Raw genomic sequence first — 15,249 nt, 5'->3', positions numbered from 1 at the left:
TGAAAAATACTACTTGCAGTGCACCATCCATAATTGATTGATATTAGTAGTGAAACTCTGGCCCATCATTTCGCGCCGCATGGCCCATTCCGGATGGCTTGGTACGCTAGCTGCACGGAGTGTGCCTCTGCTCCAACGGTCTTTGATCTGATCCAGCACTGCCATCACCTTGCTGGCTGAAGCTGGTTGCGATGTGGCGAATAGATCATCCGTGTACTCGCCTGGCTGGCAGAGATTCAGGAGCAGCACCTCCGCTTTGCTGTAGGCGAATCCGGGTCGGAAAACTCGATCAAGGGCGTCGACGGCCGCCCTAGTCAGTAGACGCACATCATCTGTTGGATATGGTAGGTCTACCACTACACCGTTGGCGTATTTGGATTCCTCTGGATTGAACATGCCGGTGCGGATACTGACCCTGATTTTCTTACACAGAGAATTTTGAGCTCTGAGCTTTTCCGAGGCGCGCATCATGTAAGCAGCTACAGCCTCTTTGATGGATTGAAGCTCCTTCAGCCTCATGCCGAACATTCGGCTGCAACATATCTCCTGTTTCGGCGGGTCTGGCTCATCAAGATCCAGACACGGTGTGCCGGCCAGTTCCCGAGCCGTCTTCTCGATCACAACGCTGAAGTGCTTACGCAATGACCAAGCATCCGCCTTAGCCAGGTCCATGGCTGACTTGATGCCCAATCCGTTAAAGTGCGTTTTCATGCGCCTACCCACGCCCCACACTTCACCCACATCGGTGTTGCGAAGGACCCAGTCGCGTTTAACTTGATCGCAAATATTCACGACACCGCCGGTCTGGGCTTGCAACCGCTTAGCCGTGTGGTTAGCCAATTTGGCCAAGGTCTTGGTGGGGGCAATGCCAACGCCTACGGGGATACCAGTGCATCGCAACACCTGGCTGCGAATCTGTCGGCCGAGTACGTCGAGCCCTTCAATACCGGTCAGGTTGGCAAAAGCCTCATCGATGCTGTACACCTCAACCGCCGGCACCATTGACTCAATCAACGTCATTACCCGTTCGCTCATATCGCCGTAGAGGGCATAGTTTGACGAGAAGGCGACAATGCCATGCTGCCGAGTTTGTTCTTTATCTGGAAATAGGGCTCGCCCATTTTCACGAAAGGTTTCGCGTCATAGCTGCGAGCGATGACGCAACCGTCGTTGTTCGAGAGAACTACGATTGGCACCTTGGTTAAGTCCGGACGGAACACCCGCTCGCAACTGGCATAAAAGCTGTTGCAATCGATTAGACCGAAAACTGGCATCGACCCAGACATGGCTACGCACGCTGCCAGTGATAACACCCCAGATCGACAGCTCGTCGCTTTCCAACAGCCCCCCTTGAGCAATAGGCCCTAATACTGAAAAGCTCATGACGCACGACTTTCTACACTGTACGAATATACAGTTAACTTTCAGAATGTCTTTCGGTTAATTTTTTTGTAGGAAAAATCTGATGGGCGGACGATGGAGAGCCGAAAAAGCAGCCCCACCTATCCGACACAGAGATCAGTTACCAATCCTGTCCACTGCGGTCGGTCAGCCCCACCTGCCGAGCAGGTACCGACCGAACACGACGGTTTAGGTTTCCACGGTTGCTTTCCAAAGTCATTTCCTAATTTTGGGTTTCACCTTAGGTTTCCACGGTTGCTTTCCAAAGTCTTTTCCTAACTTTGGGTTTCACCTTAGGTTTCCACGGTTGCTTTCCAAAGTCATTTCCTAACTTTGGATTTCACCTTATGTTTCCACGGTTGTTTTCCATAGTCATTTCCTAACTTTGGATTTCACCTTAGGTTTCCACGATTGTTTTCCAAACTCATTTCCGAATTTTGGATTCCACCTTGGGTTTTCCAAGATTATCTAAACTATCACTTCCCAAGATTGGAGTTTATAAAAAACCGGACCACCCAGCCGCTTTCCCAAGGTCAAAAAACCAGCACAAAAGCCTTTATTTACAAGGCTTACAGGCACCACAAGCCATCTATACCGATGAAACATCTACGGGCGTCTGAAAAATAATTTCAGAGAAAACCTGATTTCTTTATTGACGCAATTATTTATCTAGCCGTACTGTTAGCAACAGATTCACACACCTACAACCAAGCACCGCCCTCCCAGCGGCGATGTACTTTCTTGAGAAAAAAACATGAACCATGATCTTTGGGTTATTGCATACATCAAGACTATCGATCTCATCACCCTGATCTTGAATTTATACTTCGGCGGCCATCCTTTTAACTAAAATAGGCCTCCGAAAGTCTCTGGTTTCCAGTTCATAATCACCAGTTCACCGCTCACTTGCGCCTTTCCTTGACGCTGATTGGTGTTGCTATAGCGAATATCCAGCGCTTCGAAGTGAAAGCCTGCGAATACCCGACGGATGTCAGGATGATCGTTGATGCTGATCATGACCTTGCCTCTGCAACGGCGCATGAAGTCAGCTATCAGTTCGTAGTTTTCGAACGGGAAGTCCACACCGTAGCCCGCGGTCTGCCAGTACGGCGGATCCATGTAGTGAAAGGTGTGGACACGGTCGTAACGTTCAGCGCATTCAAGCCAGGGGAGATTTTCGACGTAGGTGCCGGACAGGCGCTGCCAGGCGGCCGAGAGGTTTTCCTCGATCCGCAGCAGGTTGATGGCCGGGCCGGTGGTCGCGGTACCGAACGTCTGCGCGGTGACCTTGCCGGCGAAGGCATGGTGCTGCAGGTAGAAGAATCGGGCGGCGCGCTGGATGTCGGTAAGGGTTTCGGGGCGGGTCATCTTCTGCCATTCGAACACCTGGCGTGAGCTGAGCGCCCATTTGAATTGGCGCACGAAATCTTCGAGGTGGTTCTGCACGACGCGGTATAGCGTGACCAGGTCGCCGTTGATGTCATTGATTACTTCAACCGGCACGGCCTGGGGTCGCATGAAGCAAAGCGCGGCACCGCCGGCAAAGACTTCGACGTAGCATTCATGTGGCGGAAAAAGTGGAATGAGGCGGTCGGCTAGGCGGCGTTTGCCGCCCATCCAAGGGATGATAGGTGTGGACATAGAGAGCAAGACCTTTACTGTATATATAAACAGGCTCTAGGCTCGCCGCGCTTCGTGCACGAAGTAAGAGCCTTGGCTGGACTTGCAGGGACAGTCTGCGGGGACGGCGGCCGGATGGGATGTTGACGCATCCAACCCGGTCGCTCTTTTTCACTTCGGTGTTGAAACGGTTTTGACATAGGCCTGGCAGGCCGCTAAAGCGATCAATCCTTGGTCGCCGGCATCGGTGATGCCGATAATTCGTTGAGCATGCGCTGGGTCAAGTTGGGCGCGTGTTCCTCCATGAACCATGCCGCCGGCGCCGGTACCGGCTGACACTGAGCAGCCAGCGGTTGAATCCTGGGCGAGGAGGACTGACAACCGCAGATCAGCAGTGGCAAGGCGATCCGGCCGCAGCGACCATACCAGACCCGACATACCTACGCCTGCCGGTGCCTGACAGCGCGGGGGAATTTGGCCTTCATTGCCAAGCAGATGGGGCATAAGGACTTCACCATGCTTGTAGACGTCTATGCAAAGTGGATGGAGGACGAATCACCAAAAGAACTAGAACGCATTTACAGCAGCATCTCAAACTCATCGAGCAACTGAGTCATGAGCGCTACGATAGTACCCATACAAATTATGCAAGGAATAGTTTAAAGCCTCGGTCTGTTTATTTCTTTGCAACAAAACAGCATCCTCAGAAAGACTTTCTATGGCTTCAGCGTTCAATGTTGAGGCCATTCTAAGCCTCATCAGCAGCATATCCTTTTCAGTAAAACCGTGATAACGCTCCAGCAGCTCCAGCAGAGTCCTAACGCCATGTATTTCCGACAGCGTCCCAGCCACCCATACCTTGTCACTTTCACGAGTGGATTTATCAGCAAGCCAATAATCAACACACCGCTTATCTATCCCTAAAACCTTATCTACTGCTTTCGCCACCAATGCATAGGCCTCAGCCCGCGTAGCGATTCGATTTGAATTCCGATAAACAAAAAACCATCCACCCACCACCAAAAAAGGCGAAATTATGCTGATGAACAAAGCCATATCAAACATCCGCCTCTAAAATATAGGACTTTATCTCCATGATATAGTCCGTATTTTTTGTTTCAACCTGAAGCTTTCGCAAAACTTCTTCACTATTCAACTTTTCAACACGAACCAATCCACCAAAAGCCTCCTCCAAAAAAGAAGAACCGTATTCATAACCAGGCGTAACAGAGTCCAACTTAACGACCACTCTATCTACTGTTGGATCAGAGAACGGCTGAAGGAGAAATTTTTTCCTGAATGCCTCACCATTGCCGGTTCCATCATCAGAATATCGACCAAAAGGTGCTCTAGAAAAACTTTTCATATCTATTGTGACAATGTTCATGATCCTTCCCCTGTAAAAGCCCACTCCAGAAGAGTACCACCTATACTATGAGCATGGGTGTATTCTTTCAAGATCTGCCCACTCTTGTAAACCACCTCTCCCTTCCCACTATATACAAGTAGATACTCAGCAGAGGCGTTACTGTCAATTGGACGCTTAATATCACTAAAACCTTTTCCACGACCTTGCACATTAAACCTTGTTACACCAGGTTTCATTGCATACTGAATACTAGAGCAATCGCTAACGCCGCGCTGAATTGACCGAATAGTGGCCGGAATCCCAGCCCCCATATCGTATATAATTATCACCATCTTTCCAGTGATTTTACTTATGCTCGCGTACTGCCACCACCGGCCGACCATAAAATCATTGAAGCCAGGATCTTCTTTAAAAGACTCATAAGCGTGATGCGCTATATTCAAATAAGATTCTTGTATAGCACCAACAATTCTTTTAGGAAGAACACCAAAGCCCTGTCTCAGATGCCCAATAACATCCTCAAACTGACTAGAAGGATCATTACCCGTTTTATATGGATTACCCCAGTCAGCCCAAAGACGCTCAAGTTTTTTTTGTCCTCCGGGTTTTATGGCAGACCACAACCCGGTAGCAACAAACTTAGCTTTAGCCTCTTTTGACGCCGGAGGTACAATTGAAATAATTCGATCAGGGAAACGGAAAACTCCGAGCGGGAGACAAGATTGGCAACGAGTAATTTTCGCAAACAACACTAATGCAGCGGCAGCTGTAATATGCACAACTTCGCTAAAATCCAACTCGACGTACAGCAATCGGTTAAATACGCAAGTGTCGATCTCGTCTAAAAAGGCGAGCGTCTCATCGTGATACTCTTCACGATACAAGCATAAAATTTCAGGAGCTTTCACCTGCACGCGATCTGTCGGCGTACCCGCCCCCCGCTTTATTTGCTTACTATCCTTAACGACAATCACTGAATTTAGTTCCCGAAAGGTCCGCTTTAGAGCACTCATCGCTTCAATCATGCCGCGTTTGGGCTTATATAGATAGTGGCTAACAACCCTGATGAGGGTCCCAGGACAGCTACCGTGATAAGCTCTGCGTCACCTCGGCGTGCCACTAGGTCGACGCCCTCGCTCTCAGCCATTATTCAAGGCAAAACGCCCCAATTTTGCCCCACACCTCTGACCGAATCGCGCCAAACCACTGATGAATAAAGCAATTTCCGACCTGTCCTCCCACACGCCAATGATGCAGCAGTACTGGCGCCTGAAGAACCAGCACCCAGATCAGTTGATGTTCTATCGCATGGGCGACTTCTACGAGATCTTCTATGAGGACGCGAAGAAGGCCGCCAAGTTGCTGGACATTACCCTGACCGCCCGTGGGCAATCGGCCGGTCAGGCGATTCCGATGTGCGGGATTCCTTACCACGCCGCCGAAGGTTATCTGGCGAAACTGGTGAAGCTCGGCGAATCGGTGGTGATCTGTGAGCAGGTTGGCGATCCGGCGACCAGTAAAGGGCCGGTGGAGCGTCAGGTGGTGCGGATCATCACGCCGGGAACGGTGAGTGACGAGGCGCTGCTGGATGAGCGTCGCGACAACCTGATCGCAGCCGTGCTGGGTGATGAGCGCCTGTTCGGCCTGGCGGTGCTGGACATCACCAGCGGCAACTTCAGCGTGCTGGAAATCAAGGGCTGGGAAAACCTGCTGGCGGAACTGGAGCGGGTCAATCCGGTGGAATTGCTGATCCCGGATGACTGGCCGAAGGATCTGCCGGCGGAGAAGCGTCGTGGGATCCGTCGCCGTGCGCCGTGGGATTTCGAACGTGATTCGGCGCTGAAAAGTCTGTGCCAGCAATTTTCCACCCAGGACCTGAAAGGTTTCGGTTGCGAGAACCTGACCCTGGCCATCGGCGCCGCCGGTTGCCTGCTGGCCTACGCGAAAGAAACCCAGCGCACCGCCCTGCCGCACTTGCGCAGCCTGCGCCATGAACGCCTGGACGACACCGTGGTGCTGGACGGCGCGAGCCGTCGCAACCTGGAGCTGGATACCAACCTGGCCGGGGGTCGTGACAACACCCTGCAATCGGTGGTCGACCGTTGCCAGACCGCCATGGGCAGCCGATTGCTGACACGCTGGCTGAACCGCCCTCTGCGTGACCTGACGGTTTTGCTGGCCCGCCAGACGTCGATCACCTGCCTGCTCGACGCCTACCGTTTCGAAAAGCTGCAACCGCAACTCAAGGAAATCGGCGACATCGAGCGGATTCTCGCCCGGATCGGCCTGCGCAACGCCCGCCCTCGGGATCTCGCCCGCCTTCGCGATGCCCTCGGTGCCCTGCCTGAGCTGCAAGTGGCGATGACCGAGCTTGAAGCCCCGCACCTGCAACAACTGGCGACCACCACCAGCACCTACCCGGAACTGGCTGCGCTGCTGGAAAAAGCCATCATCGACAACCCGCCGGCGGTCATCCGCGACGGCGGCGTGTTGAAGACCGGTTACGACAGCGAACTCGACGAGTTGCAGTCGCTCAGCGAAAACGCCGGGCAGTTCCTGATCGACCTCGAAGCCCGGGAAAAGGCCCGCACCGGTCTGTCACACCTGAAGGTCGGCTACAACCGCATCCACGGCTACTTCATCGAGTTGCCGAGCAAGCAAGCCGAATCAGCGCCCGCCGATTACATCCGCCGTCAGACCCTCAAGGGCGCCGAGCGTTTTATCACGCCGGAACTCAAGGCCTTCGAAGACAAGGCGCTGTCGGCCAAGAGCCGCGCCCTGGCCCGGGAGAAGATGCTTTACGAAGCGCTGCTCGAAGACCTGATCGCACAACTGCCGCCGCTGCAGGACACCGCGGGGGCATTGGCCGAGCTGGACGTGCTCAGCAACCTGGCCGAGCGCGCGCTGAACCTCGACTTGAACTGCCCGCGCTTCGTCAGCGAGCCGTGCATGCGTATCAGCCAGGGCCGCCACCCCGTGGTTGAGCAAGTACTGACCACGCCGTTCGTGGCCAACGACCTGAGCCTCGATGACAACACACGCATGCTGGTCATCACCGGTCCGAACATGGGCGGTAAATCCACCTACATGCGTCAGACCGCGTTGATCGTGCTACTGGCGCATATCGGCAGCTTCGTCCCGGCGGCCAGCTGTGAATTGTCCCTGGTCGACCGCATCTTCACCCGGATCGGCTCCAGCGATGACCTGGCAGGCGGGCGCTCGACCTTCATGGTCGAAATGAGCGAAACAGCCAACATCTTGCACAACGCCACCGAGCGCAGCCTGGTGCTGATGGACGAGGTCGGACGCGGCACCAGTACTTTCGACGGTTTGTCCCTGGCTTGGGCGGCGGCGGAGCGACTGGCGCACTTGCGAGCCTACACCCTGTTCGCCACCCACTACTTCGAGCTGACGGTCCTGCCGGAAGCCCAACCGCTGGTGGCCAACGTGCACCTCAATGCCACCGAGCACAACGAGCGTATCGTGTTCCTGCACCATGTACTGCCGGGGCCTGCCAGCCAGAGCTACGGCCTGGCGGTGGCGCAACTGGCCGGCGTGCCAAGTGAAGTGATCGTGCGCGCCCGTGAGCATTTGAGCCGACTGGAAGACACCGCCCTGCCCCATGAAGCGCCCAAACCTGTCAAAGGCAAACCGGTCGTGCCGCAGCAAAGCGATATGTTTGCCAGCCTGCCACATCCGGTACTGGATGAACTGGCCAAGCTGGATCTGGACGACATGACGCCGCGTCGTGCGCTCGAAATGCTCTATACACTAAAGACACGGATCTAACGCATAGGCTTGCAAGCTGTTAGAATCTCGCGCGGTTTGGGATGCTGCAGGCTTTTAGCCTGGCCTGCAGACTATCGCTCCCGAACCTTGCGACCCCTACGTGAAGGGGCGCAGCAAGCCGCGCCTGAGGAGAAAATTAGAAATGACCTTCGTCGTCACCGACAACTGCATCAAGTGCAAGTACACCGACTGCGTAGAAGTCTGTCCGGTGGACTGCTTTTACGAAGGCCCGAACTTCCTGGTGATTCACCCGGATGAGTGCATCGACTGCGCATTGTGCGAACCTGAATGCCCTGCCGTGGCTATCTTCTCCGAAGATGAAGTCCCTGCCGGCATGGAAAACTTCATTGCGCTGAACCTGGAGTTGGCCGAGGTCTGGCCGAACATCACCGAGCGCAAGGATCCATTGCCTGATTCCGCAGAATGGGATGGCAAGCCTGGCAAGATCGAACACCTCGAACGCTGATTACCCACGCGTTCCCGAAAAAGGCCCCACAAGGGCCTTTTTGTTTTCCTACGGGCAAAAAAAAGGGGCGGTTTGACCCGCCCACATTTTTTCCCTATTCCCTGTATTCCTTTTCATCGTCCTGATGAATCGCTTCCTGCGATGTCCTTTCCCCTCGTCCTTGAAGGGCGTGTCTGTCCGTTGACACAACCCGAATACTAGAGGGTTCGTAGCCAAGAGCAATCGGCTCCGGACGCTGTAATTAGCTGTCATATGCTGTTAACCAACTAAAATAAGCCTATGAATCAGTCAGATAAAACCGCTGCAGGCGAAATATGGCGGACTGCCACTGTGTAAAAATAACGAACACTTACGAAAGAGTAAGCGAAGACTTACAACGCAAGACAACAAACCCGAGGTAATGAAACAGGCGAGCGTGAGCCGGCCTCCAGACAACAAAAAGCCCCGAACAAGTCGGGGCTTTTTGTTGCGTGTTACACGAGCCTGTTACTGAAACAACGACTCGCTCGACAGACCGTTTTTCTCCAGGATCTCCCGAAGACGCTTCAGGCCTTCAACCTGAATCTGTCTGACCCGTTCCCGGGTCAGGCCGATTTCCAGGCCTACGTCTTCGAGGGTACTGCTCTCATGGCCGCGCAGACCGAAGCGCCGTACAACCACCTCACGTTGCTTGTCGGTCAACTCCGAGAGCCACTGATCGATGCTCTGGGACAGGTCGTCATCCTGCAACAGTTCGCATGGATCGGTAGGGCGATCGTCGGTAAGGGTGTCCAGCAGGGTTTTATCCGAATCCGGACCTAGCGAGACATCGACCGAAGAAACCCGCTCGTTCAGGCCCAGCATGCGCTTGACCTCTCCCACCGGTTTTTCCAGCAGGTTGGCTATTTCTTCGGGTGAGGGTTCATGGTCGAGTTTTTGCGTCAACTCCCGCGCGGCCCGCAGGTACACGTTGAGCTCCTTGACCACATGGATCGGCAACCGGATGGTCCGGGTCTGATTCATGATCGCGCGCTCGATGGTCTGACGAATCCACCAGGTTGCGTAGGTCGAAAAGCGGAATCCGCGCTCGGGGTCGAACTTCTCCACCGCCCGGATCAAGCCGAGGTTGCCCTCTTCGATCAGATCGAGCAGCGACAAGCCACGATTGACGTAACGCCGGGCGATTTTCACCACCAGTCGCAGGTTACTTTCAATCATGCGTTTGCGCCCGGCCGGATCACCACTTTGCGACAGGCGCGCAAAATGAACTTCTTCTTCGGGGGACAATAGAGGGGAAAAGCCGATTTCATTGAGGTACAGCTGCGTGGCATCGAGTGCCCGCGTGTAGTCAATGTACTTGTGTTGCTTTAACGAAGCGGAGTGTCTGGATTTGGCACGAACGGAAGGTGGAGCCGCCCCTTCATCATTCGACATCGAATCCGAATCGATGCCGGTCTCCATCAGGAGAACCTCATCGTCGATGTCAAACTCCGGCACTTCTTTACTGAGAGCCATTGTTATAGTCCTTTGGTGAGTTCGACCTCAAGCTCGAGCGGCGCCTTTATCCTTGGCAACGCTGGAGCCTGTCCCCTCTACGTGACGGAACAGGCTGGTAGCAATCAACGACGTGGCAGGAATTGCAGCGGATCTACAGGTTTACCTTGGCGGCGAATCTCAAAATGCAGTTTCACCCGGTCCGTACCCGTTGACCCCATTTCGGCAATTGTCTGTCCGACCTTGACCTGCTGCCCCTCCCGAACCAACAGCCTGCGGTTATGTCCGTAGGCACTGACGTAGGTTTCACTGTGTTTGATGATGACTAATTCGCCGTAGCCCCTTAAGCCACTCCCGGCGTATACCACCGTCCCATCAGACGCAGCTAAAACAGGCTGTCCCAAATCTCCGGCGATATCAATTCCTTTATTCAAACTACCGTTTGAAGAGAATTTGCCAATCAAAATGCCATTAGATGGCCATCCCCAGCCGGTCGGGGCCGGACCCGGGGAAGGCAGTGGAGCGGGTGCCGGCTTGTTGGCGACGGACGGTACAACCACCGGCGTGGTCGAAGTGGCACCGTCGACCGGGCGACGGAACACCGTGGTTTTACTTGAGGACGACGGCGTGGAATTGGACGAACTGACCACCGCTGTCGGCGTTGAACCACTGCGGCCATCGAAGCGAATCGTCTGGCCCGGACGGATCGTGTAGGGCGCAGGAATGTTGTTGCGTGCCGCGAGGGCCTTGTAGTCCCAACCGTAGCGAAAGGCGATCGAGAACAAAGTGTCCTTGGGGCGCACGACGTACTGCCCCGTCGTCACTGCCGGACGCTGGGCGACGGCATTGTTGCGATCGACGACGCGAACATCGCTGGATTTGTTGCTGGAACAACCGACCAGCAAGGTGCTCATGACAAGGCCAGTCACCAGGCGCTGAAAGCTCGTTTTACCCATACGCTGCGCAATGACTGTGAGACTCACCCGCCGCTCCCTTTGTGGTGGCTGAAAATGTGATTTACCGCGTTCCGGCATGAAATGTCGCCAGTATAACGGGCCGTGCACTCTTTACCCTTAATGTAGCGAAATGGCATCGCGCACACGTTTGCTGCCTGACAAAACAACCCGTTTAACCAATCGACGCCGCTGTAAGACAAAGGCCATCGAAGAGAATTCAGCGCGTTGAAATAAATGCTCAGGCCAGTGGCCCATTGAGCAGCGGGACGAAACGAACCGACCCCAGAACACGCCTGGAAAACCCATGTTCCTCGCGAATGATCAACATCAATTGTTGTACTTCACCGGACCCGACCGGGATCACCAGACGCCCACCGGGTGCCAATTGATCGAGCAACGCCTGAGGTACATCGGTCGCGACCGCCGTCACGATAATGCCGTTGTACGGTGCCAGTGCCGGCCATCCCTCCCAACCATCGCCCCAGCGAAACACCACGTTGCGCAGGTTCAACTCCACCAGGCGTTCCTTGGCCCGGTCCTGCAACACCTTGATGCGCTCGACGGAAAATACTCGCTCAACCAGTTGCGACAGGACCGCGGTCTGGTAGCCCGAACCTGTCCCGATCTCCATCACCTTATCCAGAGGCCCTGCCTCCAGCAGCAACTCGCTCATGCGAGCCACCATATAAGGCTGGGAGATGGTCTGGTTATGTCCGATCGGCAGCGCCGTGTCCTCATAGGCACGGTGCGCCAGCGCTTCATCGACGAACAGGTGACGTGGTGTACGACGGATGACTTCCAGCACCTTGGCGTTGGACACCCCTTCTTCATATAAGCGCTGAATGAGGCGCTCGCGCGTCCGTTGCGAAGTCATGCCGATGCCGCGACGCAGCATATCGTCTTGTTCACGAGACATTAGCGCAGCCCCTCCAGCCAGCCATCGAGACTTCTGAAGGCATCATTGAAGGTGCGATCCAGTTGCAGTGGAGTGATGGAAACATAACCCTGCATCACCGCGTGGAAATCGGTCCCCGGGCCGCCGTCTTCAGCGTCCCCCGCGGCGGCAATCCAGTATCCGGACTTGCCACGCGGATCGACCACTTTCATCGGTGCGGCTGCGCGGGCGCGATGACCCAGGCGAGTCAACTGGATCCCACGGATGTGTTCCAGCGGCAAATTGGGAATGTTCACGTTCAGTACCGTACGCGGTGGCAGTTCGAGATCCGCATGGGCCTCGACCAGTTTGCGCGCAAAGTAAGCAGCCGTGGGAAGGTTATCGACCTGCCGCGAGACCAACGAAAAGGCAAATGCGGGACGCGTCAGGAAGCGTCCTTCAAGCGCCGCCGCCACGGTTCCGGAATACAGGACATCGTCCCCCAGGTTGGCGCCCAGGTTGATCCCGGAAACCACCATGTCCGCCTCGCGTTCCAGCAGGCCGTTGAGGCCCAGGTGCACACAATCGGTCGGGGTGCCGTTGACGCTGATAAAGCCATTGGCCAGCGTCTGCGGGTGCAACGGACGGTCGAGCGTCAGCGAACTGCTGGCGCCGCTTTTGTCCTGGTCCGGGGCGATAACCACGCATTCGGTGTAATCCGCCAGCGCAGCATAAAGCGCGGCGAGACCGGGTGCGGTTACCCCATCGTCGTTAGAAATCAGAATACGCATGGGCTGTCCGTCTGCCCCACCGGCACCAGATCAACAAGCTCGCGCACCAATACGGTAGCGAAGCATCCGGCCGGCAGGACGAATTCCAGTTGCAGAATGTCAGGCTCGGGATAATGCCACGTCAACCCGGCAATGGGCAGCCGCAGGATGCGACGTTCGTGGCTCATACCGGCGTTAATCAACCAATCGCGAAGGTCCGCTTCGCGCGCGGCGATTGCCTGCTCCAACTCATGGACAGCGCCCGTGGCCGGCGAGTCACCTTCGCCCCACTGCGGACCCGTCGGGTGCAGATCGAGAATCGCCAGGCGCGGGTCGCTGCACTCGGCTTCGCCGGCCGAAAAGAAGCTGCGGCTATCGGTGAACGCCAGCAGATCACCGACCTGGGCGCGTTGCCAGCTGCCATCGGCGACACGTGCGGCCAGTACCTGATTGAACAGAAAACTGCGAGCGGTCGAAAGCAGGCGTGAACGAACGTTGCGCTGCTCCGGCAAGGCCTTGCGCGCAGCCCAGGCACGGGCGTCGACCACGTTGCCGCCGTCATGCCCGAAGCGCTGGGCGCCGAAATAGTTGGGGATGCCTTGTTTGGCGATCAGTTGCAGGCGTTCTTCGATGGCCGCCTTGTCGCCGCAGAACTGCGTCAGGCGCAAGGTGAAGCCATTGGCTGAATGCGCACCGCGTTGCAGCTTGCGCTTGTGCCGGCTGGTCTTGAGGATTTTCAGTGTGTCGTTTTCTGCCGCCGACAGGTCCGGATCAGCCTTACCCGGCAGCTGCACGCTGAACCACTGACGTGTCAGCGCCTGACGATCCTTGAGCCCGGCATAACTGACGGTGCGCAGCGGGACGCCAGCGGCCTTGGCAATCCGCCGTGCCGCTTCTTCGGTATTCAGACCACGTTTTTCCACCCAGACCCACAGGTGTTCGCCGTCGCCGCTCAAAGGAATATCCAGGACTTCGTCGACCTGGAAATCTTCCGCAATGGCTTTCAATACCGCAGTGCCGAGGGCGTCACCATAGGCCCGCGGGCCGAGCAATTGCGCTTCGTTCATGCGCGCAGCAACAAGGCAACGGAGTGCACGGCAATACCTTCTTCGCGCCCGACAAAGCCGAGCTTTTCGGTGGTGGTAGCTTTTACGTTCACTTGATCCAACTCAACTTGAAGATCCGCGGCAATCAGCGCACGCATCGATTCGATATGCGGGGCCATTTTCGGCGCCTGGGCGACGATGGTGTTATCGACGTTGCCGACCTTCCAGCCCTTGGCGTGGATCAGTGCGACGACATGACGCAACAGCACACGGCTGTCGGCGCCCTTGAATTGCGGGTCGGTGTCCGGGAAGTGCTTGCCGATATCACCCAGCGCGGCAGCGCCGAGCAAGGCATCGCTCAAGGCGTGCAGCAGGACGTCACCGTCGGAGTGAGCGAGCAGCCCGAAGCCGTGTGCAATACGCACGCCGCCCAGAGTAATGAAATCGCCTTCAGCGAAACGGTGCACATCATAGCCGTGGCCAATACGCATAAAAAAACGCCCCGATTTTTGTCAGGGCGTGATTCTACCTGCTATTGGTCAGCTAGTGTCCTGTCTCACACCAAAGCATGCGCGTGATGCCGCAAGTGATCTTCGATGAAACTGGCGATGAAGAAATAGCTGTGGTCATAGCCAGGCTGCAGGCGCAACGTCAGTGGATGCCCCGCCTGTTTGGTCGCCTGCTGCAAGGCTTCAGGCTTGAGCTGGGTGGCAAGGAAATCATCGCGATCTCCCTGATCGACCAGTAGCGGCAGCTTCTCGTCCGCCTCGGCGATCAACGCACAGGCATCCCATTCACGCCACTTCGAGCGGTCCTCGCCCAAATACCGGGAAAAGGCTTTTTGTCCCCAGGGGCAGTCCATCGGATTGTTGATCGGCGAGAACGCCGACACCGACAGATAACGCCCCGGATTGCGCAAGGCACAGACCAACGCACCATGGCCTCCCATGGAATGGCCGCTGATGCCGCGTTTGTCCGATGCCGGGAAATGGGCTTCGACCAATGCCGGCAATTCCTGCACGACATAGTCATGCATCCGATAATGGCGCGACCAGGGTTCCTGAGTGGCATTCAGGTAAAACCCGGCGCCGAGGCCGAAGTCCCAGGCACCGTCCGGATCACCCGGCACATCGGCACCGCGCGGACTGGTGTCCGGCGCGACGATGATCAGCCCCAGTTCGGCGGCCATGCGCATCGCGCCGGCCTTCTGCATGAAGTTTTCATCAGTGCAGGTCAGGCCGGACAACCAGTACAGCACCGGCAGCTTGCCACCCTGCTCCGCTTGCGGCGGCAGGTACACCGCAAACACCATGTCACAGCCGAGTACTTCCGAGCGATGGCGATAACGCTTGTGCCAACCGCCAAAGCTTTTCTGGCAGGAGATATTTTCCAAACTCATGGGAATGCTCCCAGCTTCAAGCCTTAAGCTTCAAGCTGCAAGAGGAGGCAGAAGCGCACGCTCTTGCGGCTTGTAGCTTGCAGCTT

13 protein-coding genes and 2 pseudogenes are annotated in these 15,249 nt (G+C 55.8%); 2 read left to right on the top strand and 13 right to left on the bottom strand.

Annotated elements, in window-relative coordinates; genetic code table 11:
* Positions 1 to 9 precede the first annotated feature (9 nt).
* The 6 genes and pseudogenes from umuC to ACW9HW_RS04350 form a co-directional block, all read right to left on the bottom strand.
* Positions 10 to 1,286, bottom strand: a pseudogene (gene umuC / locus ACW9HW_RS04375) (translesion error-prone DNA polymerase V subunit UmuC).
* A gap of 961 nt (positions 1,287 to 2,247) precedes the next feature.
* Positions 2,248 to 3,042, bottom strand: coding sequence for a DNA adenine methylase (locus ACW9HW_RS04370; protein ID WP_457398590.1), 795 nt, complete (start codon positions 3,040 to 3,042; stop codon positions 2,248 to 2,250).
* 150 nt (positions 3,043 to 3,192) lie between these two features.
* Positions 3,193 to 3,429: pseudogene (locus ACW9HW_RS04365) on the bottom strand (lysis protein); the annotation flags it as partial.
* A 189-nt stretch (positions 3,430 to 3,618) separates the two neighbouring features.
* Positions 3,619 to 4,077 (bottom strand): hypothetical protein, encoded by a 459-nt coding sequence (locus tag ACW9HW_RS04360; protein WP_457398588.1) that lies wholly within the window; start codon positions 4,075 to 4,077, stop codon positions 3,619 to 3,621.
* A 1-nt stretch (position 4,078) separates the two neighbouring features.
* On the bottom strand, positions 4,079 to 4,408 hold the full coding sequence (locus ACW9HW_RS04355; RefSeq protein WP_457398585.1) for an STAS-like domain-containing protein: 330 nt from the start codon (positions 4,406 to 4,408) through the stop codon (positions 4,079 to 4,081).
* Positions 4,405 to 5,403: a hypothetical protein gene (locus ACW9HW_RS04350; protein ID WP_457398582.1), complete on the bottom strand. Its 999-nt coding sequence runs from the start codon at positions 5,401 to 5,403 to the stop codon at positions 4,405 to 4,407. Before ACW9HW_RS04350 ends, ACW9HW_RS04355 begins: the two co-directional genes overlap by 4 nt.
* Before the next feature lie 208 nt (positions 5,404 to 5,611).
* Between ACW9HW_RS04350 and mutS the strand changes: the two genes are divergently transcribed.
* Together mutS and fdxA are read left to right on the top strand one after the other, a co-directional pair.
* Positions 5,612 to 8,179: a DNA mismatch repair protein MutS gene (gene mutS, locus ACW9HW_RS04345; protein ID WP_457398663.1), complete on the top strand. Its 2,568-nt coding sequence runs from the start codon at positions 5,612 to 5,614 to the stop codon at positions 8,177 to 8,179.
* 142 nt (positions 8,180 to 8,321) lie between these two features.
* Positions 8,322 to 8,645 (top strand): ferredoxin FdxA, encoded by a 324-nt coding sequence (fdxA, locus tag ACW9HW_RS04340; RefSeq protein ID WP_095197066.1) that lies wholly within the window; start codon positions 8,322 to 8,324, stop codon positions 8,643 to 8,645.
* Positions 8,646 to 9,131: 486 nt separating this feature from the next.
* On the opposite strand, the gene rpoS is transcribed toward fdxA, so the two are convergent.
* From rpoS to fghA, 7 genes are all read right to left on the bottom strand, one after another.
* Positions 9,132 to 10,139 carry an RNA polymerase sigma factor RpoS gene (gene rpoS / locus ACW9HW_RS04335; RefSeq protein WP_095197068.1) on the bottom strand — a complete coding sequence of 336 codons (1,008 nt, stop codon included), beginning with the start codon at positions 10,137 to 10,139 and terminating at the stop codon, positions 9,132 to 9,134.
* Between the two features lie 104 nt (positions 10,140 to 10,243).
* Positions 10,244 to 11,101, bottom strand: a complete 858-nt coding sequence (locus ACW9HW_RS04330; protein ID WP_095197069.1) for a peptidoglycan DD-metalloendopeptidase family protein — start codon at positions 11,099 to 11,101, stop codon at positions 10,244 to 10,246.
* Positions 11,102 to 11,312: 211 nt separating this feature from the next.
* Complete coding sequence (locus ACW9HW_RS04325) at positions 11,313 to 11,948, bottom strand: protein-L-isoaspartate(D-aspartate) O-methyltransferase (protein WP_170948756.1); 636 nt, start codon at positions 11,946 to 11,948, stop codon at positions 11,313 to 11,315.
* A 41-nt stretch (positions 11,949 to 11,989) separates the two neighbouring features.
* Positions 11,990 to 12,739 carry a 5'/3'-nucleotidase SurE gene (gene surE / locus ACW9HW_RS04320; protein ID WP_095197071.1) on the bottom strand — a complete coding sequence of 250 codons (750 nt, stop codon included), beginning with the start codon at positions 12,737 to 12,739 and terminating at the stop codon, positions 11,990 to 11,992.
* Entirely contained in the window at positions 12,727 to 13,785 is a 1,059-nt protein-coding gene (truD, locus tag ACW9HW_RS04315; RefSeq protein ID WP_457398577.1) for a tRNA pseudouridine(13) synthase TruD, read from the bottom strand. The genes surE and truD overlap by 13 nt, the downstream gene beginning before the upstream one ends.
* Positions 13,782 to 14,255 (bottom strand): 2-C-methyl-D-erythritol 2,4-cyclodiphosphate synthase, encoded by a 474-nt coding sequence (gene ispF / locus ACW9HW_RS04310; protein ID WP_007907189.1) that lies wholly within the window; start codon positions 14,253 to 14,255, stop codon positions 13,782 to 13,784. The genes truD and ispF overlap by 4 nt, the downstream gene beginning before the upstream one ends.
* Positions 14,256 to 14,320: 65 nt before the next feature.
* Positions 14,321 to 15,169 carry an S-formylglutathione hydrolase gene (gene fghA, locus ACW9HW_RS04305; RefSeq protein WP_170948757.1) on the bottom strand — a complete coding sequence of 283 codons (849 nt, stop codon included), beginning with the start codon at positions 15,167 to 15,169 and terminating at the stop codon, positions 14,321 to 14,323.
* Positions 15,170 to 15,249: the final 80 nt, after the last annotated feature.

The organism is Pseudomonas sp. SDO5532_S415, assembly GCF_054071155.1.
Note: the sequence above shows the minus strand (reverse complement) of the source record. Positions and strands in the feature narration are given on the sequence as shown.